Raw genomic sequence first — 19,929 nt, forward strand, 5'->3', positions numbered from 1 at the left:
TGGTGCTACCCATGTGCACCGCTGGCGGTAGAAGATTTTTTTCCAGGCCAAAAATAAAATCATTAATTATGTTTGTACATTAAATGTATATACATATATTTGCAGTGTAAAATTTAACAATCACTGACAATAGAGTCAGCAATCAATCAGAAAATGAAAAAGACAGCCATTTTAGCGTCATTTGCAGCCATGTTCATGTTCTCTGCATTTACAGGCAACACTACTATTACTACCACTCCAGCTGCCAACACAACCTCTGAGGTAGCAGCCCCCGCTAAAGCCGTTTCTTACAAAGTAGAAGCAGGTAAAAGCGAAGTGAAATGGCACGCCAAAAAAGTAACTGGCGAGCACATGGGTAACATCAAACTCAAAGAAGGACAGATACTGGTAGATGGCAACAAGCCAACCGGAGGTAATTTCGTAATAGACATGAACTCCATTACCTGTACTGATATTGCCGACGCAGAGTATAATGGTAAACTGATCGGCCACCTTAAAAACGACGATTTTTTTAGTGTTGATAAATTCCCGACATCAACCTTTAAAATCACCAGCCTGACGCCTGTGAAAAATGCGGCTGCCGGCAAGCCAAACTATACCGTAAAAGGTAACCTTACTATTAAAGGTATTACCAACCCAATTGAATTCCCAGCTGTAATTACTGTGAAAAATGGTGCAGCCTCTGCCAAGGCAGATGTAGTGGTTAACCGTGCGAAATATGATATCCGTTACGGCTCTACCAGCTTCTTCGATAGCCTCGGAGACAAAGCCATAGACGACAACTTTACCTTGTCGCTGAACATTGCTGCCAAGCAGTAGTCTTTAAACTACACTACTTTCTGCAATCGCCCCTGCTCCGCAAAAGAGCCGGGGCGATTTGCTTTTGTGCGATCAGGCCAAGGCAGGTAATGCCCGAAGCAAAACAGTTTTACCTCCGGAAGCCATTTTTTATTAGAATAATTGCATGGTAGCCGCTTTATCCATAACAATTTGGTGGCGAATGCGGTTAATAAGCGTACAGTTGTCATTTTGTTGCCTTAACATGTAGTTCGCTATGTTCTTTTTTTTCAAACGTTTTTATAGGCTGTATGCCGTGCTGCTGGTGTCGTTGCTGTGTGCCTGCGATCCTACGGAGCCGGAGGTGCGGCAGCTGGTAGAAAATACTATAAGAGTGCATGGGCAGGCTGATTATAAAGGCGGTGTCATTTCCTTCCGGTCGGGTGAGGTGCTGTACCGGGTGTTGCGCCACCACGATGCGTTTGTTTACAGTCGCACCTTTCAGGATGCTAATGGGCAGCGGGTGCACGATGTAGTACAGAACAGTGGCTTTAGCCGCACCATAAATGAGCAGGAAGAGAAACTGAGCCCGGAACTGAATATTGAGCTTGCCGCAGCTGTGTCGAGAGAAATATTTTTAGCGCTGTTGCCTTACAACCTGAATAACCCCTCTGTGCAGCAGAAGTACGAGGGCAACTTTGAGCTTAAAGGGCAGGAGTATCATAAGGTAAGGTTTACTTTGCCGGCCCAGCGAGAGATAGCCGGAGAGAAACTGGAGCTTATAGGCTGGTTCCATAAACAGCAGCACACCCTCGATTATGTAGGTTTTAGACCAGAAAAGGACGGAGCTGTGCAGTTTTGGGAAGCTAAAAATCCTCGAAAGATCGGAGGCATCCGTTTTCAGGACTATACTGCTTATTCTACTACCGACCGCATTTCTATAGAGCGGCTCGACCAAGCCTTCGATTTAGGAAGGCTGCAGCAGCAGTCAGAAATCGCGCTCACAGAAATAAAGACAAACTCCCTGCCTAACCCTTAGTGCCAAACTGCCTGAAAAGCCTCCGGAAGGGTTCTTTTATTAGGAGAATTGGTCTTTTCCGGAATATGCTGCCTAAAGCTGGTTTATTTATTTAAACCTGATGCGCCCGTATTTGTAATAACCCAACCCAATGCCCAGTACAATAAACTCTTTTTCTGAAACGGGATAGGCCGAAGTTGGTCTGAGGTAAAACTGCTGTTGCTCCCGGCCAGTTTTAGTTTGGTGCAGGGGCTTTACCTGCTGCTCGCCATTCGACATGACGGTGATTAGCACAGGCTCCCGGTTATTGGAGTTCTCGCCGGCTATAATAAGCTTGTTGTCGTCAGTAAAATTATACTCAAAATCGATGTAGAGCAGTTGCAGGTAGTTGCCGGCATTGGTGGCTAAAAAAGAGCCTAAGCCTTCGTTATTGGCGGGGCTGGCCTGTTTTTTAAAGATGCTGGTGGTGTAGTAGGGGGTACCATCTGTTTCGAGCATTACGGCCAGCACATCATTTGTGTGCTGTACCTGTGAGTTTTTGCTGCCTTCGGAGTAGGTTACTTCTCCTAATATAATTATATCGCCGTGCGGCACCGGCACCAGCTGTCGCAGTTTTAGGCTACGGAGCCATTTAGTGCTATCTGTCTCTTGCCGGTAGCGGTTGTGTTTTGCCAGTTCTACTTTGTTGAAAGGAGCATAAGTGGCTACCTGTTGCTTTGTCTGATCTTTCTGAAAACGATAATAAAATGTACCGGTTAATACCGGATCTGAAGCTGATGCCTCTGTGCCGGAGCTATAATATCCTGCCACTACTACATCTTGTGCGGCTGTGGTGGTAAGGCTGGCCTGTTGTAGGCGGTGCTGCTCATGGCCAAGCTCTATTTCGGTGGGTTTTGCACTGTCGGGGTGCAGCCGGTACAGCATAAAACTTTTGGTAGAGGGAGCGGCCGGAAGCGATTTTGCCAGTACATAGGCCGTGCCATTGTCGAGCAGGTGTGCCTGTAGGCTGCTTGCGGCGGTGGCAAATGTTTTGCTCCACTGGGGCTTCAGGTCCTGGGACAGCAGCGAAGCCGTGATAACTTTTTTAGCAGGGTCGTACAAGGTTGCCAGCAGGAGGTTGTGTTGGCGCGAGGTAGTGAGTAGCAGGTTACCGGCGTGCTTTGCCTGCAGGAGCAAGTGTACCTGGGGAACGTAATTGCCGTTGGCCGTAATTTCCTGCGCAAACACAGTGGTAGTTCCTTTGTGCTGCCGTGTCGAGATCATAAAGACCTTGTGCTGCAGCACCACCGCATCCTGAAAAACAGTAGCCTGGTTATCAGTTGATCGGGGTAGGAGCGCTGTTGCCCACATGCGCTGATTTTCGTAGTTATAGCGCTCTAAGGTAGCTTTTCCTTCTTCTGTGTAAATAGCATAGAAACCACTGTCCTGGCTAATGCCCACAACATGCATGTTCTCGAATTCCCGTGGTTCCCGGTCTATGGCAGTCCCCCAGGTAAAGGTAGGCTCCTGAGCCAGAGATGGAAGAGCTAAAGTCAGGAAGGCGTACAGAAACAGGGTTAATCGTATCATATTAGGTCTGCAGAATCAGGTTATTAAAGCATACTACGTAATAAGCCAGGGCCTTACCTAAATTTGTTGTTTAAATTATACTAATAAAACAGGACTTCGGGCGGTGTTTTTTAAGACCCAAGGCATAGGGCACAAGCTCCAGGACTTCTATTTGTTCCAGAATTTACTCTTTCATTTATCTGCTTCCAGGTACAAAGGCCTCCATTTTACCTTCACAAACAAATCCATCTCCAAAGCCTTTACTTAGTACTGAAACATCCGGGTTTACGTTCTCGTGCTTTTTACTGTGCTATTATTTTACCAAGGTTTTGTCGATGCGGGATGGCGTATCGCGGCCGTTTACTACCCCTTGTGTGGCAAGTGCAATGGCCTTTATCATGTTGGTGAGGTGGCTCATGTGCAGCAGTTCAAACTCATCTTTTACAGTGTGGTAGGTTTCGTCCTGATCTATCTGCACCGAGGAGATAGTATGTGCCGGTACGCCCAGGCGGGCAAGGGTGGCATTATCGGAGCGATAAAAGAGATTCTGCTCCGGGTATGGGTCGGGGTGTATGGCATATGGCGAGCCTTTTAGCTGCTGCTGCAGCAGGGTGCCCAGGTCAGATTTATCAAAACCCGTGAGGTAGGCGGTATTCGGGCCAAATTTAGACGGCTTGCCTACCATCTCGATGTTAAACATGGCTACAATCTGATCCGGATTGAGCTGCTCAGAGAAGTAACGGGAGCCGAAACCTCCTATTTCTTCTGCAGTAAAGGCAACAAAGATTAAAGTGCGCTCCGGCTTAGGCTGTTTAGCATAATAGGCTGCCAGCATCATCATGGCGGTGGTGCCAGAGGCATCGTCGTCGGCACCGTTGGCTATGCTGTCGCCGGCAACAGGTGCTGTAATGCCAATGTGGTCGTAATGCCCTGAAAAAACAACAATCTCTTCTTTTCTTTTACCCTCTATCATGCCTGCTACATTAAAAAGTGGCAGCTGCTCCACCCGGTTCTGCACCGAAATAGTATAAGCCGGAAAGCTCGATTGTTCTGTTAGCACAAATACCTTGCTGCTGCCTTTGTCTTTTTCTTGCCTGGCCCCAACCCCCTGGAAGTGGTGCTGATAAGCGTTAAACAGCTCCTTGTGCACAGGATGGACAAGTACCAGCGCATCTTCCTGAAGCTTGTTTAGGGTAGAAAAGGTTTCTCTGAAATCGTTGTTCTCTCCGATAACAGTTACGTGGCGACTGGAGTCGGCGGACCAGTTGAGCGCCGTCTGACTGGTATTTATAAACACCTGCTCCGGACTAATGGCTGTACCCCCGGCCTCTACACGCGGCGTGCCTGGTGTAAACTGGTAGAGCTGGAACGTCTGGCGATAGTTGCCTTTGCCCGATTTGTCGCGGGAGAGTGGTGTAAGGCCAATGCGTTGGAATTCCTGTTGTATAAAGTCAGCTGCTTTTTCTATGCCTGGTGTAAAGGTGGCGCGCCCCTGCATGTTGTCGGCGCTCAAGGTTTTGACGAGGCGTGTTGTTTCCTTTTGGCTAATGGTGGAAAGGTTTTGCCCCTGCGCCAGCGAAGCGGTGCCTAGCAAAAAGGATAGGGCCAATAACCTAAGTTGGTGTATCATGGCTAAGTATGTTTCTGTTGTAGGTTTATTCAATAAGTCCAGTGCTACCTCCCGCTTATGCTAGTAGTACGCAAGCTCAATATACTTACTTTATGATTAGAGGCATCTATCTGAATTAGTTAATATTGCTGTTTTCCTTGGTACTTCACTCGGTGGTGCTTTAGTTTGGCTGGTTTATGTTTCCTTCAGCTATTCGTTCTTCGCGGGCCTGTCATTGTTGTATGGTTACTGAGCCCCTTAAACAAGGCGCTGCCAATTAAGCTTGCCTTGGAGGCGGATATCAGCAGACTATTTTATTTATGATTTTGAATTTTTGTTTCTATTAAAGAATAAGCAGCGAAACCTTTAAAAAATTTCGGGATTTTTATTTTGCAGCGAGAATACTTTCAGAATTGTCGGCTTTTTGAGTAGCTTGCCATTTTAATGCCTTAATGTAGCCAAAGCGTGACTGAAAACATTTATATAGGGCACGGCGCCTTGCAACAGTTGGAAGTGTTGCTGCAGAACCGTGCTTTCTCGAAAGTGGTGGTGCTGGTAGACGAAAATACCCTGCTTCATTGCTATCCTGAGCTGAAAAAATACTTGCCGGAGCACCAGCTTATTCAAGTTAAAAGCGGCGAAGAACACAAAACACTGCAAACCTGTGAGCATATCTGGCAGGAAATGACTAATTTCCACCTGGACCGCTGGGCGGTGCTGGTGAACCTGGGTGGTGGAGTAATTGGCGACATGGGCGGTTTTTGTGCGGCTGTATATAAGCGAGGTATTTACTTTGTGCAGGTGCCCACTACTTTGCTCTCGCAGGTAGATGCCAGCGTAGGCGGCAAAACCGGCATCGATTTTCATGGCCTCAAAAATCATATCGGCGTATTTAAAGAGCCTCGTGCTGTTATTATAGAACCTGCCTTTCTGCAAACCCTGCCAGACCGACAAATTAAGTCGGGTTACGCTGAAATTGTAAAGCACTGGCTCATAGAAGATGAGGCTAAGTTCGAGGAGCAGCGCCATGTAGGGCTGTTGTCTGCCGATTGGGAAGAGCTTATTCCGCACTCAGTGGCTATAAAAGAAAAAGTGGTGGCAGCCGATCCGCTGGAAGGCGGTTACCGCAAAGTGCTCAACTTTGGGCACACCGTTGGCCATGCCGTAGAAAGTTACCTGATGGAGAAACCCGGTCGTGAATTGCTGCATGGCGAGGCTATTGCTGTAGGTATGCTCTGCGAAACCTGGCTATCGGTAAAAAAAGGCCTGCTCTCGCAGAAGGAGCTGGAGCGGATAGAAACCTTCCTGATGACGGTTTATGAAAAAGTAAAACTAAACGAAGCCGATCTGGTAGATATTTCGGCCTGGGCACTTCAGGATAAAAAGAATTCAAAATCAACAATTAACTGCACCTTGCTTAAAAAAATCGGACAGGCTGTTTATGACCAACCTGTTACGCTGGCCGAAATACAGGAGTCGTTACGTTACTACCAATTGCTATGACCAAAACTGTTACCCTCACCCATCCTTCAGGCATCCTGAAAGGATCAATCAAACTGCCTGCTTCTAAAAGCGAGGCAAACCGGGCCCTAATTATTGCAGCTTTGTCTGGAGAGGCTTCTGAACTAGACAATCTTTCTGAGGCAAACGATACCCAGCTCCTGCAGCGCCTGCTCAAAAGCGATGCGGTAGAAATAAATGCCGAAGACGCAGGTACTGTTATGCGCTTTTTAACAGGTTACTATGCCGTTACAGGGCAGGAGAAAGTACTTACCGGTACGCCCCGCATGTGCCAGCGCCCCATTAAAGTGCTTGTAGATGCGCTGCGGGAGCTAGGTGCCAGCATCGAATATTTAGGTGAAGAAGGTTATCCGCCCATGAAGATCGGAGCCTTTAAAGGGAACGGCAACAACAAACTGAAAGTGCGCAGCGACATCAGCAGCCAATATATTTCTTCGTTGCTGATGGTTGGACCGGTGCTGCCGGAAGGATTGGTGCTGGAACTGGAAGGAAAGATCGGCTCCCGGCCCTACATAGAGATGACACTCTCGCTTATGCGCCACTTCGGCGTGGAGGCCGACTTTACAGGCAATACGATTACCGTGCCGCATCAGCCCTACAAAGCAGCCAGCTACAGCATTGAGCCCGACTGGTCTGCATCGAGTTACTGGTACAGCCTGGTGGCGCTGGCACAGGAGGCCGAAATTGAGCTTCCGGGCCTGAGAGAGCAATCTTTTCAGGGAGATAGCGCGATTGTGGGTATTATGGAACACTTGGGGGTATATACAGAATTTACTGGAAACGGTGTAAAGCTGATTAAGCGCACACACGACCACCACTTCGCCTTCGACTTTTCTGATTGTCCTGACCTGGCGCAGACCATTGTGGCACTATGTGCGGCAAAAGGCATCTCGCTGGAGCTAACCGGCTTAGAGAGCCTTCGCATAAAAGAAACCGACAGAATACAGGCGCTGCAGGTGGAGGTCCTGAGCTTTGGCTGCTCCCTACAGGAAGTAACAGATGGTGTGTTCCGGCTGGAACTGGGCCTGATCGAAAACAAAGAATTTAACTTCAGAACATACGAAGATCACCGCATGGCCATGGCTTTTGCACCGCTAGCCCTGCTACGCCCTACTACTATACAGGAGCCGCGCGTAGTGCGTAAGTCATACCCGCGTTTCTGGGAAGACCTTGAGAAGGTTGGGTTTGAGCTGACGTTTGAGGAATAACAAAACATGGTATGACCTCGCAGCGTCTTAAAGACCTGCGAGCGTCTTGTTTGCTACGAGGCGAAAAACCGAATTAGTATTAGCAGATCATAAGGATTAAAACTTTTGTAGCAGCTTTACAATTTATTCTTTTGGTAACGAAACAGAGGGTGATTTCTTATTGAGAGGTCACCCTCTATATTTCTGTTAAGCCCAGGAGTAAGTCCTGTTTGTAGGTTGAGCGCCAAACAATACCAAGGTCAGAGGGAAGTAGGGGTTCTAGTTTGTTAACTCCTGCTGCACCTCATTTATTACCTTTTGCAGGTAAGCTGGCGCCTGCAGCAACCTGCTGCCATACCAGCTGAACATTTCTCCATCCACTACCTTTACCACTGCTTGCGGGCACATTTCCTTAAACTCGGCTATATGCTTCTCCCGGAAAGGATAAGGCTCAGACGAAAGCAGGATCAACGTTGGGTGAGCCTGCTGCAGATGTTCTGCTGTAATCTCTGGGTAGCGGGAGAGGTGGGCAAAGCAGTTGCTAAAGCCGCAGCGATGCAGCATGTGGTCTATGATATTGTTATCTCCAACTGCCATATAAGGTTTGCGCCAGATAAAGTAAGCCGTAGAGACAGCAGGCGAAGCAGGAGCAAGAGCTGCAAAACAAGTACGGATGGAGCTGATGAGTGCTGCCGCTTTTGCCTTGGTTGCCGTTATTTCTCCGAGCTGCTGTATCATCTGCAGGGCATCTTCTATTGTAAAAATATCGCTCATCCAGACTGGGTACTGCTGCTGTAGCTGCTGTATTCCTTCTTTGTAATTTTCTTCTTTGTTGCCAATAATCAGGTCGGGCCGGAGTTTTTCTATGGCCTCGAAATGAAAGTTTTTTGTGCCGCCAACAACAGGTTTTTGTTTTACCTGCTCCTGTGGGTGCGTGCAGAATTTGGTAACTCCAACTATACGGTTGCCAAGCCCTAGATCGAAAAGCAGTTCCGTTTGCGACGGCACCAGCGACACAATACGCTGTGGCAGGTGTGGCAGCGTAACCTGGAAACCCATTTGGTCGGTAAAGGTGCGGGGGTAGCTCATGCGGAAAGTTAAGAAGGCCTGATCGATTATTCTATAAAACTCCTTCGGAAGGCCATTTTCATTAGAATAATTTAATGGTAAAGGTATGGCTCTTTGAGGGGGAGTCAGACAGCCTTTGGAACATTTTTAGAGCCTACCTGGAACGGGCGGTTATAAAAAGAAATGTAATGGCACACACGCTCCGGCACTCCTTTGCCTCTCATTTAGTAGAGCAGGGAGCAGGTTTGCGCTACATCCTGCCGCTACCGGAGCTCCGCAGCAGCAAGACCACCAATGCATTTGATAAAATTGCAAGTCTGCTGGATAATCTATGATAAAAATTCTATATTGGTTTAGGATACGTATGAAAAGGCAGCATCCAAGAGAATAAACACCAATAGGTAAACAAAGAGCAGCAACTCCATACATAGTGCAGATAAACCGAATATTCGGTTTATCTGGTAGTTGTAGGTAAGCTAAATAATGAAAATGACTGCAAAAGAAAAACAAAAGGAATTTGTTAAGGCCTATCTCAAACCGAGACTTAAAGAAGAAGGCTTCAATACTTCCGGCCAACACTGGTGGAAGAATAAGGGAGACTTTTTTCTAGTCATCAATTTGCAGAATTCACAATGGAATAGTAATGATAGCTTGAGCTTCTGCTTTAATATTGGAGTTGCATTGACTGAGAAGCTAAATGACCCATCAAAGAAAAAAGCTACCTTTTATGATGCTGGTGCAAACATTCGAGAAGAGGGCTTTCTGCCAGAAGATAGGAAAAAGCATAAGTATAGGAAAGATAGTTGGCTCGGATATTTGTTATCTAGCGAAACTGACCTTGAAGAATTCACGGAGGAACTGAAGTTAGACTTTGAAGAATATATTCTGCCCAAACTGAAAAACTTAAATACCCTATTTGATTGCATAATCTTCTTTAAACAGTTTGGCTTTTGGGGAGAAAGCCTTAAGAGACAAGTTGAGGAATTAAACCAGATAGAAAAATAGAAAGCCTTACCTACAACAAAGTTTAGCAGTACGGCTTGCTGACGCTGCGCCATTCTGCTACACTAACACCGTTGGGCATAAGTTGAATTATGAAAAAACGCATGAAGGTAATATTAGGAGTTTCTATAGCTGTTGTAGCTATTGTTGCATTCCTAATCGTCAACGGACTTCAATTAATGGCAATAGAAGACCATTATGGTGACCTACAAAGTGTTTACTATAAATCCAAAACAGGTTGATTATTGACAGCAATAAAAGAGTAGGATTTATAAAGAAGTTCTCTGACAGAATTTATGTGGAAGAGAATGGTTGTATGAAAGACTTATATAATTGGGTTAATCAGAATCAGCATTCAGTTAGCCTCAGCGTTTACAGACCAGAAGTCTCGGGGACTTTGATAAATCATCCTTCTTTTGAAGAAGTAAAAAGCCTGATTCAAAAACAGAAGCTTGAGCCGATAATAAGCATATAAAGAAAACCTTTGCCCAACAAAGCTCAGCTTTAACCCTTGCTGCGCTTCGGGCTTCAGCTGCACGAATACCGTTAAAAATATTTTACCCTATCTATAGCATAACTTAAACCAAGAGTAAGAAAATCTGCATGGTGGAGGATAATAAAGGCATACTAGAAAAGGCAAACAAAGCTATTACTGAAGGTGACAATGAAAGTTTTCTATCATTCTGCACCGACGACATAGAATGGACTTTTGTAGGTGACCTTATCTTACGAGGGAAGGAAGCCATTTGGCAGTACATGGCCATGGTGTACATAGAACCACCGAAGTTTATAGTTGAAAACTTAATCTCTGAAGGTGATTTTGTTACAGCCCTCGGCAAAATCAGATTAAAGGACAGAGACGGCAAAATGGCTGAATTGAAGGCTTTTGTTATTAAAACTGACTAAAAGCGAAAAGTACTAACCTTACACTAATGGCAGTAAGCACTCCTTGCATTAACTAGCCACAGATTAAAAAAGTAATGCCCGACTATCTTTAAAAAGCACCTGGGTACTTGTAAGCACATGTAAGTATGATGGCAGAATTTTGGGAGTTAAGCTTTACATACAAAAAGAACTCATTTTGCTAAATAATAGCCTCACCGCCGTTTGCACATTAGTGTCTCAAATATTTTCAATATTAATAATCATACTCAACATAAATCAGATGATAAGACAAATTCTATTAGTTCTGGCATTTTTATTTACGCTTGATGGAAGCTATGCCCAAGTGGTAAAAACGAAGACCATCGATAATGGAAGTAATGGCAATTACAAAGCCGGAGCGGTAACAGAAAAATCGCTTCCTGATTTTGTGGTGTACCGTCCTAAAAACATAAGCGAGGCTGTAAAGAAGGAAGGAAAACTCCCGATTTTAGTTTGGGCAAATGGAGGATGTATGAATTCTTCTATCCATCATGAACGATTACTTTCGGAAGTTGCCTCTCATGGGTACATTATTATTGCCATCGGTAAACTACAGATGACGGTTGAAGAGCGGGTGCATGAGCACACACCGGATGATGAGTTATTAAAAGCAATAGACTGGATTTCGAAAGAAGAAAATGCCAAAGGAAGTGATTACTACAAAAAAGTTGATTTAGAAAAGATTGCAGCGGGCGGACAATCTTGTGGAGGTGCACAAACCCTTCGGGTAGCCGATGATAGCCGGATTAAAACGTATATTATAGTTAATGCCGGAATGGGAGATATGACAATGGCAGGGGCAAGTGCAAAATCATTAGAAAATCTTCATGGCAAGATCGTTTACATTATTGGTGGAGAGTCTGATGTAGCGTATGCAAATGCCATTCTCGACTACGAGAGGATTGATAACGTTCCTGTTGCTTTTGCTAATCATACAACTGCCGGGCACGGAGGTACATTTGCCGAGGAGTTTGGAGGTTCGTTTGCTTCTATGGCTCTTGATTGGCTTGATTGGCAATTTAAGAAGAAAGACAGTTCTAATGTGTTTGTAAAGAACGATTTATCAAACTATCCAGGATGGACAATGAAATCTAAAGGCTTTGATGCGAAGCGTAAAGGTTCAACAAAACAGTAGCTTAGTAGACCCAAAGTAGAGTTTACCTTCGAATTGGACATAACAATTGACCAAGCTGTGACTTCAGAAGCTACTTTTCATGGCGAATATAGTATTATCCAAATTTTGTGATATTAACCAGATAGAACTCATTGTTACTAATTAAAAACATTCAGAATGAAATTATCACAAATAGTTGTCTCATTACTATGTTTATGGTTAACAATATCGTGCTCCAAAAGACCTATTGATATAGTTAAAGAGTCCATTGATACAGTAAAAGTTAAAGGAGGCTTGGTTCAGGGAGTAAAGGAAAACGGTCTCACAGTTTTCAAAGGAATTCCCTTTGCAGCACCACCGGTAGGAGAACTTCGATGGAAAGCTCCACAACCTGTTGGTAAATGGGAGGGAGTGAAGCAGGCAACAGCGTTTGCTGCGTCACCTTATCAAGCCGGAAATCCTCCGGCAGGTAAAAGCGAAGATTGCCTCTACCTGAATGTCTGGACTCCGGCCCAAGCATCTGATGAAAAATTACCTGTGTTGGTCTGGATATATGGTGGCGGTTTTAGCTTTGGTTCAACTGCCGAACCAGTATGTACCGGAGAGCATCTGGCAACAAAAGGTGTTATAGTGGTAAGTATCGCCTACAGGGTAGGAAAACTAGGGTTTCTGGCGCATCCTGAATTGAGTGCAGAAAACTCGAACAAGGTCTCCGGGAACTATGGATTACTTGACCAGATTGCAGGCTTGCAGTGGGTGCAGAACAATATTGCTGCATTTGGTGGCGATCCTAGTAAAATAACCATTTTCGGTGAATCAGCCGGAGGAATTTCGGTAAGCATGTTATGTGCGTCACCTTTGGCTAAAGGATTGTTCTGGGGGGCTATTTCTCAAAGTGGTGGATCATTTGGTCCAACCCGGCCAACAACCTATCCTGGTGAAAACATGAAAACCTTGCAACAGGCAGAAGCTAATGGAGAAGAATTTTTACAAAAAGCAGGTGTTACCTCCATTGCTGCATTGCGCAAGCTTAAGGTGGATGAATTGCCTATGGAACCAGGCATGGGCGGTGCCTGGCCAATTATTGACGGCTATGTAATACCTGATAACCAATACAAACTGTACGAAGAAGGTAAGTATAATGATGTAGCCGTGCTTATTGGCTATAATTCGGATGAAGGCGCTAGTTTTTCGCGAGAGAAAACACCCGAAGAATATATTGCCAATGTTCAGCAACGCTTTGGCAAGTTTGCGGATACATTGTTAGAAGCGTATCCTGTAGGTGAAAACAATGTGCCAAGAACAGCACGGGATTTAATGCGCGATGCGGCTTTTGGCTGGCACACCTGGTCTTGGGCGCGGTTACAATCACAAACCGGTAAATCGAACGTTTTCTTATACTATTTCGATCAACATCCCGAATTTCCCAAAGATTCACCAAGGTATGGGTTTGGTTCTCCACACGGACAAGAAATACCATATGTTTTTATGACATTGGACAAGAATAATCCTCAAACCACCGAAGCTGATATTAAACTTTCCGAAATTATGAGCAGCTATTGGACAAATTTTGCCAAGTATGGAAATCCCAATACAGGTGGTTTACCACAATGGCCAAAATTTAGCAAAGAGAACCAACAGCTTATGTATTTGGATGCTGAACCTCATTCTTCATCAGTTCCTGATGAAAAGTCACTTAAGGTTTTGGATGCTTATTTTAAATGGAGGTTTACTCAGGAAGGTCAGGACTGGGCGAAATAATCCTAGGGCTCACATTTTAGAATAATGGCCGTAAATTATAAAAAGCCTCACAGGCTGGTAGCACTGTGAGGCTTTTGCTGCAAGAGTAAGCCTATTTCAGGTATCTGAAATCCTGCTTGTCTTCTATCTTTAAAAGTGTTTCGTAGATCAGCTTTGTTACATTATCCACATCGTCTTTGTGCACAGTTTCTACGGTAGTGTGCATGTATTTGAGTGGGAGTGAGATAAGTGCAGAGGCCACACCAGCATTAGAATATGCAAAAGCATCGGTGTCGGTGCCAGTGGCGCGTGAAACGGCTGCTCGCTGGAATGGAATTTCTTTTTGCTGTGCTGTAGAAATAATCAGGTCGCGCACGTTGTTCTGTACGGCTGGGCCATAAGATATAACCGGACCTTTGCCGCAGTGTATGTCGCCGCTGGTTTTTTTGTCGTACATCGGCGACTGCGTGTCGTGGGTTACGTCGGTAATAATGGCGACATTTGGATTAATGCGATGCGCAATCATTTCGGCGCCACGTAAGCCAATTTCTTCCTGCACGGCGTTTACTATGTATAGCCCGAACGGAAGCTTGTGGTTATTTTCTTTTAGCATGCGCGCTACTTCAGCAATCATATAACCGCCAATGCGGTTGTCGAGGGCGCGGCCTACGTAGAACTTTTCGTTCATTACAGTAAACTCATCCTCAAATGTTACCACAGACCCTACATGTATGCCCATAGCCTCTACTTCTTCTTTGTTGCTGGCACCACAGTCCAGGAAAACAGTTTCTACAGTAGGTGCTTTTTCGTTTTCCAGTTTGCGAACGTGTATGGCGGGCCAACCAAATATTGCTTTTACAACACCTTTGCTGGTATGAATGTTTACACGTTTAGAAGGGGCAATTACGGCATCGGACCCACCGTTGCGCCGCAGGTAAATGTAGCCTTCGTTCGTGATGTAATTCACGAACCAGGATATTTCATCGGCATGTGCCTCTATTACAACTTTGTATTCAGCCTCCGGATTTATTACGCCTACCACGGTACCATAGGTATCCACAAAATATTCGTCGATGTAAGGCTTTATGTATTCCAGCCACAGTTTCTGGCCTTCTGCTTCAAAGCCGGTAGGGGAGGCATTGTTCAGGTATTTTTGTAGAAAATCGAAAGATTCTTGTCGCATATAAATAGATTAGAAATTAAAATTAAAAATTATGATTCGTAGAAAATTAGAAAGTATATACGGGCCATTTCTAATTTCTAATTCATAATTTAACTAGAGTGGAATATTGCCGTGCTTTTTTCGTGGAAGCTGCACTGCCTTATTCTCAAGCATTTTAAATGCTTTTATAAGTTTTGTGCGGGTTTCTGAAGGCATTATTACCTCGTCTATAAAACCACGGTGCGCTGCCCGGTAAGGTGTGGCAAATTTGTCTTTATACTCCTCCACCTTTTCGGCTAATTTAGCTTCCGGATCTTCGGCCATGGCTATTTCGCGCTTAAAAATAATTTCGGCAGCTCCCTGTGCACCCATTACAGCAATTTCGGCTGTTGGCCAGGCAAAGTTCATATCGGCGCCAATATGCTTAGAGTTCATTACATCGTATGCGCCACCATAAGCTTTGCGGGTAATTACGGTTATGCGTGGCACGGTTGCCTCGCAAAAAGCGTAGAGCAGTTTGGCACCGTTGGTAATAATGCCGCGCCATTCCTGATCGGTGCCTGGCAAAAAGCCCGGAACATCTTCGAGCACCAACAGCGGAATATTAAAACTGTCGCAGAAGCGGACAAAACGGGCTGCTTTGGTGCTGGCGTTAATATCGAGTACACCTGCCAGTACGGCTGGTTGATTACCTACAATGCCAATGCTGCGACCAGCCAGGCGTGCAAAACCTACCACAATATTATCGCCGAAGTTTTTATGCACCTCAAAGAAGGTGTCGGTATCAATAATGCCTTCCACTACCTCCCGAATATCATAAGGCTGGTTTGGATTTTCCGGAATAATGGAGTTCAGTACTTCGCGGCTCTCGTTGCCGCTGCTGGTATAAGGCACGGCGGGCGGAAGTTCCTCACAGTTTTGCGGAATGTAGCTGAGCAGTTGTTTTATGTAATTGATGCATTCTACCTCGTTGGCGCAGGAGAAGTGGGTAACGCCGCTTTTGGTGCTGTGAGTGCTGGCACCGCCTAGCTCTTCGGATGTTACGTTTTCGTGAGTAACTGTTTTTACCACGTTTGGCCCCGTTACAAACATATATGAGGTATTTTCTACCATCATCACAAAGTCGGTAATAGCTGGCGAATACACGGCTTCTCCGGCACACGGCCCCATAATGGCAGAGATTTGTGGTATAACACCTGAGGCAAGTGTGTTGCGGTAAAATATATCGGCATAGCCTCCCAACGAAACAACACCTTCTTGTATACGGGCGCCACCGGAGTCGTTCAGGCCAATTACAGGGGCTCCGTTTTTCATGGCCAACTCCATGATTTTTACTATTTTCTCGGCGTGCGTTTCTGATAGTGAACCACCTAAAACTGTAAAGTCTTGTGAGAAAACGTACACCAATCGGCCATGTATAGTACCATAACCTGTCACTACACCATCACCTAAAAAGTATTGCTTATCTAGGCCAAAGTCTTTGGAGCGGTGCATCACAAATTTTCCTATCTCTTCAAAGCTATCTTCGTCCATGAGCAGGTGCAGGCGTTCACGTGCAGTCAATTTGCCCTTTTCGTGCTGTGCTTTAATTCTGTCTTCTCCACCTCCGAGCAACGCTTCGGCGTTTTTACGCTCCAGTGCTTCTGTTTGGCTTTGTCTGGTTTTTGCGGCCATGCAATGTATGTTACAGTAGTTTGTAGATCTGGTTTATGGTTTTCTTCACAATTTAGTAAAATTACAATATAAAGCATCGTTAGTTCTGCAATATTGCAAAAGTGCCATAATATGAGACAAAAAAAGGCTGCCCTTTTAGGCAGCCTTTTAAGAAATTATTTAATGAAGATTACTCTCCGGCTTTATCAGAGCCAGAAGATTTAGATGGTTCTGGAGCTTCGTCAGAAGCACTTTGAGGACCGGGGCCATCAGACTTCTTAGAAGTGAACGTTAGTTTATCTTCTCCCTCTTTGTGCTCCACCACGATAATGTCGCCCTGATTTACTTCTGCTCTCAGAATTTCCTCCGCAATCGGATCTTCTATGTACTTCTGAATAGCGCGGTTCAGCGGACGGGCACCATATTTAGGGTCGTATCCTTTCTCAGCCACAAAGTCTTTGGCTTCATTGGTGAGTTGGATGGTGTAACCAAGAGTTTCCACACGCTTAAACAGTTTGCTGAGCGAGATCTCGATGATCTTGTGCATATCCTCACGGTTTAGTGAGTTAAACACGATCACATCGTCCAGACGGTTCAGGAACTCAGGAGAGAATGTTTTACGTAAGGCGCTGGCGATAGTGCCTTTCATGATGTCGTCTACGTTCTCCTGCTTGCTCTTTGACATAAAACCGATACCGGCTCCAAAGTCCTGTAAGTCGCGGGCACCGATGTTTGAAGTCATGATGATAATCGTGTTACGGAAGTCGACTTTACGGCCGAGCCCGTCTGTCAGAATACCATCATCGAGTACCTGTAGTAACAAGTTATAAACATCCGGGTGCGCTTTCTCAATCTCATCGAGGAGTACTACTGAGTATGGCTTACGACGGATTTTCTCTGTCAGCTGACCACCTTCTTCGTAACCAACGTATCCTGGAGGCGCTCCTACCAAGCGAGATACACTGAATTTCTCCATGTACTCACTCATGTCGATACGCACCAGCGAATCTTCCTTATCGAAGAGGTAAGTAGAAAGTACTTTAGCAAGCTCTGTTTTACCTACACCAGTCGGACCTAAGAATACGAACGAACCAATAGGCTTTTTCGGATCTTTCAGACCTACACGCGTACGCTGAATGGCTTTTACTAACTGACCGATGGCTTTGTCTTGGCCAATTACTTTGCCTTTGAGCTCTTCGTTCATGTTCAGTAATTTCACGCCTTCGTTCTGCGCGATACGTTTTACCGGAATACCTGTCATCATGGCAATAACCTCTGCCACATTTTCCTCTTTTACCGTGTAACGCTTTTTCTTCGTCTCTTCTTCCCAGTTCTTTTTGGCCTGGTCAAGCTGGTCGATCAGCTTTTTCTCCTTGTCGCGCAGTTGGGCAGCCTCTTCATATTTCTGGCTTTTTACCACGCGGTTCTTCTCTACCTTAATATTCTCGATCTGCTCTTCCAGCTTCAGGATATCTTCCGGTACAATTATGTTGTTGATGTGCACGCGCGCACCAGCCTCATCCAAAATATCAATGGCTTTATCTGGCAGGAAACGGTCGCTCATGTAGCGGTCGCTCAACTTCACGCAGGCCTCAATAGCCTTATCGGTATAGTTTACGTGGTGGTGATCCTGGTACTTATCTTTAATGTTGTGCAGGATTTCCATGGTTTCCTCTGGTGTGGTAGGATCTACCATCACAATCTGGAAACGACGGGCAAGGGCACCATCTTTCTCAATATACTGACGATACTCATCTAGCGTGGTAGCTCCAATGCATTGGATTTCGCCACGGGCCAGAGCCGGTTTGAACATATTAGAGGCATCCAGAGAGCCAGAAGCGCCACCAGCACCTACAATCGTATGCAGCTCATCAATGAACAGGATTACGTCCGGAGACTTCTCCAGCTCGTTCATCACGGCTTTCATACGCTCTTCGAACTGACCACGGTATTTGGTGCCAGCTACTAACGAGGCAAGATCGAGGGTAACTACGCGCTTGTTAAAGAGCACACGGCTTACCTTTTTCTGCACGATGCGCAGGGCCAGACCTTCGGCAATGGCAGTTTTACCTACACCAGGCTCACCAATCAGGATCGGGTTGTTCTTTTTGCGGCGGCTTAGTACCTGTGCCACACGCTCAATTTCTTTTTCACGACCAACAATCGGGTCCAGCTTATCGTCTTCGGCCAGCTTAGTTAAGTCGCGGCCAAAGTTATCGAGCACCGGAGTACGCGATTTTTCGCCGGCTTTCTTACTCGTGCTGCTGCCAGAGCGGGAAGAGCTGCCAAATAATTTGTCAGAATCATCAGAATCGTCGGTATCTGACGACGCAAGTGGATTATTGCTATGATAATCCAGAGAATCTCTTATTGCTTCGTAGTTCACGTTAAATTTCGATAAAATTTGTGAAGAAATATTGTCCTCATCCCGAAGGATGGATAATAAGAGGTGCTCGGTGCCGATAACATCACTTTTGAAGATTTTAGCCTCCAGGTACGTTATTTTCAGAACCTTCTCAGTCTGCTTTGTAAGCGGGATACTGCCTGTAATGTTGCTGTTTTGAGTAGCTGTATTGCGGGTAGCCTGTTCTAAGGCGTACTTTAATTCATCTATCGAAACACCGAGCTTTTTTAGCAAGGCTATGGCGGTACCTTCTCCTTCCCGAATCATGCCCAACACCAAATGCTCAGTGCCAATGTAGTCATGTCCAAGACGAATAGCTTCCTCACGGCTGAGTGATATTACCTCTTTCACTCTGTTTGAGAATTTAGCTTCCATGTATACTCTAAAAATTATTCTAAAAAGTCAAAATTATAATTGAATTGAGGCTCTAACTCGCTGCCTTACTTATAAAACAAGTGGTTTAGATGAATTGTTCACCTTGCATGCAGCCTTATTACAAGTAGGCTGATGCTGCAGGCCCTTGTGTAAACAACAAGTCAATTATACTAAGCTCTGGTACAAAATTGTTGCCAAAAACCTGGTAATAAGGTTTTACGTGCAAATTGTCAGGATTGATTTTAGGATGAATCTGGTTTCGCAGATCCAGCACGTTATCGGGCACTACAGACAAGTACGAATGAGAGAGCTCTAGTGGTTTATTAATTTTAAGAAATTTTAAGTAAAGCCGCAACAAATTAAGATTTAATTCAAACAAATTCTTTGGATGTTGCTGATATACTGCTTGTATGGCATCCTGGTAAAATTCGAAATAAGGAGCCTTTCCGTAGGCCGACTGCAGAGTACGCCAATGTATTTGCTGCCATTTCTGGCTGTAGTCAATTTCGATATCGGTAATTCTTGTTTTGTTTTTACTGTTGCCTCTTAGTACAGGAACGGCAAGCGCTTGCATGCCATGAGCCGTGAGCACGTGGCAGCGGTTGCGGTAACTCTGCTTTATGTAATTTTCGTGTTGTTCCACCACTATACTGTCGGCGCGGAGTACCTGCCGGAAGTACTCGATAGGAGGGTGGTAGTGTAGTTCGGTCAGAAGAATCACATTTTTATTAGTTAAGCGTTAAAAGTTCAGAGTTACGTTCAATCAAATAATTGTCATTTCTCCACACAACTCAGAAACATTACATTTATAAATAACACATTAGCCA

At 45.2% G+C, this 19,929-nt stretch carries 16 protein-coding genes; 9 read left to right on the top strand and 7 right to left on the bottom strand.

Annotation, left to right across the window (positions count from 1 at the left end):
- The first annotated feature begins 153 nt into the window (after positions 1-153).
- Together ACMA1I_RS07445 and ACMA1I_RS07450 are read left to right on the top strand one after the other, a co-directional pair.
- The gene (locus ACMA1I_RS07445; protein ID WP_337067668.1) at positions 154-819 is read left to right on the top strand and encodes a YceI family protein; all 666 of its coding nucleotides are present in this window, start codon (positions 154-156) and stop codon (positions 817-819) included.
- Between the two features lie 235 nt (positions 820-1,054).
- Positions 1,055-1,816 (top strand): DUF6503 family protein, encoded by a 762-nt coding sequence (locus ACMA1I_RS07450; RefSeq protein ID WP_337067669.1) that lies wholly within the window; start codon positions 1,055-1,057, stop codon positions 1,814-1,816.
- 87 nt (positions 1,817-1,903) lie between these two features.
- Here the strand turns inward: ACMA1I_RS07450 and ACMA1I_RS07455 are convergent, their stop codons facing one another.
- Positions 1,904-3,364, bottom strand: coding sequence for a hypothetical protein (locus ACMA1I_RS07455; RefSeq protein ID WP_337067670.1), 1,461 nt, complete (start codon positions 3,362-3,364; stop codon positions 1,904-1,906).
- Positions 3,365-3,656: 292 nt separating this feature from the next.
- Positions 3,657-4,973 carry a M20/M25/M40 family metallo-hydrolase gene (locus tag ACMA1I_RS07460; RefSeq protein WP_337067671.1) on the bottom strand — a complete coding sequence of 439 codons (1,317 nt, stop codon included), beginning with the start codon at positions 4,971-4,973 and terminating at the stop codon, positions 3,657-3,659.
- Positions 4,974-5,417: 444 nt separating this feature from the next.
- On the opposite strand from ACMA1I_RS07460, the gene aroB reads away from it, so the two are divergent.
- Together aroB and ACMA1I_RS07470 are read left to right on the top strand one after the other, a co-directional pair.
- A complete protein-coding gene (aroB, locus tag ACMA1I_RS07465) occupies positions 5,418-6,455 on the top strand; it encodes a 3-dehydroquinate synthase (protein ID WP_337067672.1) in 1,038 nt (345 codons plus the stop codon).
- Positions 6,452-7,681, top strand: coding sequence for a 3-phosphoshikimate 1-carboxyvinyltransferase (locus tag ACMA1I_RS07470; protein ID WP_337067673.1), 1,230 nt, complete (start codon positions 6,452-6,454; stop codon positions 7,679-7,681). The genes aroB and ACMA1I_RS07470 overlap by 4 nt, the downstream gene beginning before the upstream one ends.
- Before the next feature lie 258 nt (positions 7,682-7,939).
- On the opposite strand, the gene ACMA1I_RS07475 is transcribed toward ACMA1I_RS07470, so the two are convergent.
- A complete protein-coding gene (locus tag ACMA1I_RS07475) occupies positions 7,940-8,749 on the bottom strand; it encodes a helical backbone metal receptor (protein ID WP_337067674.1) in 810 nt (269 codons plus the stop codon).
- A gap of 74 nt (positions 8,750-8,823) precedes the next feature.
- Here ACMA1I_RS07475 and ACMA1I_RS07480 point away from each other — a divergent pair, with 74 nt between their 5' ends.
- The 5 genes from ACMA1I_RS07480 to ACMA1I_RS07500 all read left to right on the top strand — a co-directional run bounded on the left by ACMA1I_RS07480 (position 8,824) and on the right by ACMA1I_RS07500 (position 13,529).
- Entirely contained in the window at positions 8,824-9,063 is a 240-nt protein-coding gene (locus tag ACMA1I_RS07480; protein WP_337067675.1) for a tyrosine-type recombinase/integrase, read from the top strand.
- 154 nt (positions 9,064-9,217) lie between these two features.
- Positions 9,218-9,733, top strand: coding sequence for a DUF4304 domain-containing protein (locus ACMA1I_RS07485; protein ID WP_337067676.1), 516 nt, complete (start codon positions 9,218-9,220; stop codon positions 9,731-9,733).
- 600 nt (positions 9,734-10,333) lie between these two features.
- Positions 10,334-10,636 carry a nuclear transport factor 2 family protein gene (locus tag ACMA1I_RS07490; protein WP_337067677.1) on the top strand — a complete coding sequence of 101 codons (303 nt, stop codon included), beginning with the start codon at positions 10,334-10,336 and terminating at the stop codon, positions 10,634-10,636.
- Positions 10,637-10,895: 259 nt separating this feature from the next.
- Positions 10,896-11,789, top strand: coding sequence for a chlorophyllase/cutinase-like alpha/beta fold protein (locus ACMA1I_RS07495; protein WP_337067678.1), 894 nt, complete (start codon positions 10,896-10,898; stop codon positions 11,787-11,789).
- A 156-nt stretch (positions 11,790-11,945) separates the two neighbouring features.
- Positions 11,946-13,529 (top strand): carboxylesterase/lipase family protein, encoded by a 1,584-nt coding sequence (locus ACMA1I_RS07500; protein WP_337067679.1) that lies wholly within the window; start codon positions 11,946-11,948, stop codon positions 13,527-13,529.
- A gap of 91 nt (positions 13,530-13,620) precedes the next feature.
- Here ACMA1I_RS07500 and ACMA1I_RS07505 read toward each other — a convergent pair whose 3' ends face one another.
- The 4 genes from ACMA1I_RS07505 to ACMA1I_RS07520 form a co-directional block, all read right to left on the bottom strand.
- Positions 13,621-14,691, bottom strand: coding sequence for a M42 family metallopeptidase (locus tag ACMA1I_RS07505; protein WP_337067680.1), 1,071 nt, complete (start codon positions 14,689-14,691; stop codon positions 13,621-13,623).
- Between the two features lie 93 nt (positions 14,692-14,784).
- The gene (locus tag ACMA1I_RS07510; protein WP_337067681.1) at positions 14,785-16,344 is read right to left on the bottom strand and encodes an acyl-CoA carboxylase subunit beta; all 1,560 of its coding nucleotides are present in this window, start codon (positions 16,342-16,344) and stop codon (positions 14,785-14,787) included.
- Positions 16,345-16,513: 169 nt separating this feature from the next.
- A complete protein-coding gene (locus ACMA1I_RS07515; RefSeq protein WP_337067682.1) occupies positions 16,514-19,102 on the bottom strand; it encodes an ATP-dependent Clp protease ATP-binding subunit in 2,589 nt (862 codons plus the stop codon).
- A gap of 118 nt (positions 19,103-19,220) precedes the next feature.
- Positions 19,221-19,823 (bottom strand): WbqC family protein, encoded by a 603-nt coding sequence (locus ACMA1I_RS07520; protein ID WP_337067683.1) that lies wholly within the window; start codon positions 19,821-19,823, stop codon positions 19,221-19,223.
- Positions 19,824-19,929 lie beyond the last annotated feature (106 nt).

The sequence above is a fragment of the Pontibacter sp. 13R65 genome (assembly GCF_047525655.1).
GTDB lineage: Bacteria > Bacteroidota > Bacteroidia > Cytophagales > Hymenobacteraceae > Pontibacter.

Excerpts from the sequence above, each read along its gene's own strand:
- ACMA1I_RS07445 (WP_337067668.1), top strand. The coding sequence starts at position 154 with ATGAAAAAGACAGCCATTTTAGCGTCATTTGCAGCCATGTTCATGTTC.
- ACMA1I_RS07450 (WP_337067669.1), top strand. The coding sequence starts at position 1,055 with ATGTTCTTTTTTTTCAAACGTTTTTATAGGCTGTATGCCGTGCTGCTG.
- ACMA1I_RS07455 (WP_337067670.1), bottom strand. The coding sequence starts at position 3,364 with ATGATACGATTAACCCTGTTTCTGTACGCCTTCCTGACTTTAGCTCTT.
- ACMA1I_RS07460 (WP_337067671.1), bottom strand. The coding sequence starts at position 4,973 with ATGATACACCAACTTAGGTTATTGGCCCTATCCTTTTTGCTAGGCACC.
- ACMA1I_RS07470 (WP_337067673.1), top strand. The coding sequence starts at position 6,452 with ATGACCAAAACTGTTACCCTCACCCATCCTTCAGGCATCCTGAAAGGA.
- ACMA1I_RS07475 (WP_337067674.1), bottom strand. The coding sequence starts at position 8,749 with ATGAGCTACCCCCGCACCTTTACCGACCAAATGGGTTTCCAGGTTACG.
- ACMA1I_RS07480 (WP_337067675.1), top strand. The coding sequence starts at position 8,824 with ATGGTAAAGGTATGGCTCTTTGAGGGGGAGTCAGACAGCCTTTGGAAC.
- ACMA1I_RS07485 (WP_337067676.1), top strand. The coding sequence starts at position 9,218 with ATGACTGCAAAAGAAAAACAAAAGGAATTTGTTAAGGCCTATCTCAAA.
- ACMA1I_RS07490 (WP_337067677.1), top strand. The coding sequence starts at position 10,334 with ATGGTGGAGGATAATAAAGGCATACTAGAAAAGGCAAACAAAGCTATT.
- ACMA1I_RS07495 (WP_337067678.1), top strand. The coding sequence starts at position 10,896 with ATGATAAGACAAATTCTATTAGTTCTGGCATTTTTATTTACGCTTGAT.
- ACMA1I_RS07500 (WP_337067679.1), top strand. The coding sequence starts at position 11,946 with ATGAAATTATCACAAATAGTTGTCTCATTACTATGTTTATGGTTAACA.
- ACMA1I_RS07505 (WP_337067680.1), bottom strand. The coding sequence starts at position 14,691 with ATGCGACAAGAATCTTTCGATTTTCTACAAAAATACCTGAACAATGCC.
- ACMA1I_RS07510 (WP_337067681.1), bottom strand. The coding sequence starts at position 16,344 with ATGGCCGCAAAAACCAGACAAAGCCAAACAGAAGCACTGGAGCGTAAA.
- ACMA1I_RS07515 (WP_337067682.1), bottom strand. The coding sequence starts at position 19,102 with ATGGAAGCTAAATTCTCAAACAGAGTGAAAGAGGTAATATCACTCAGC.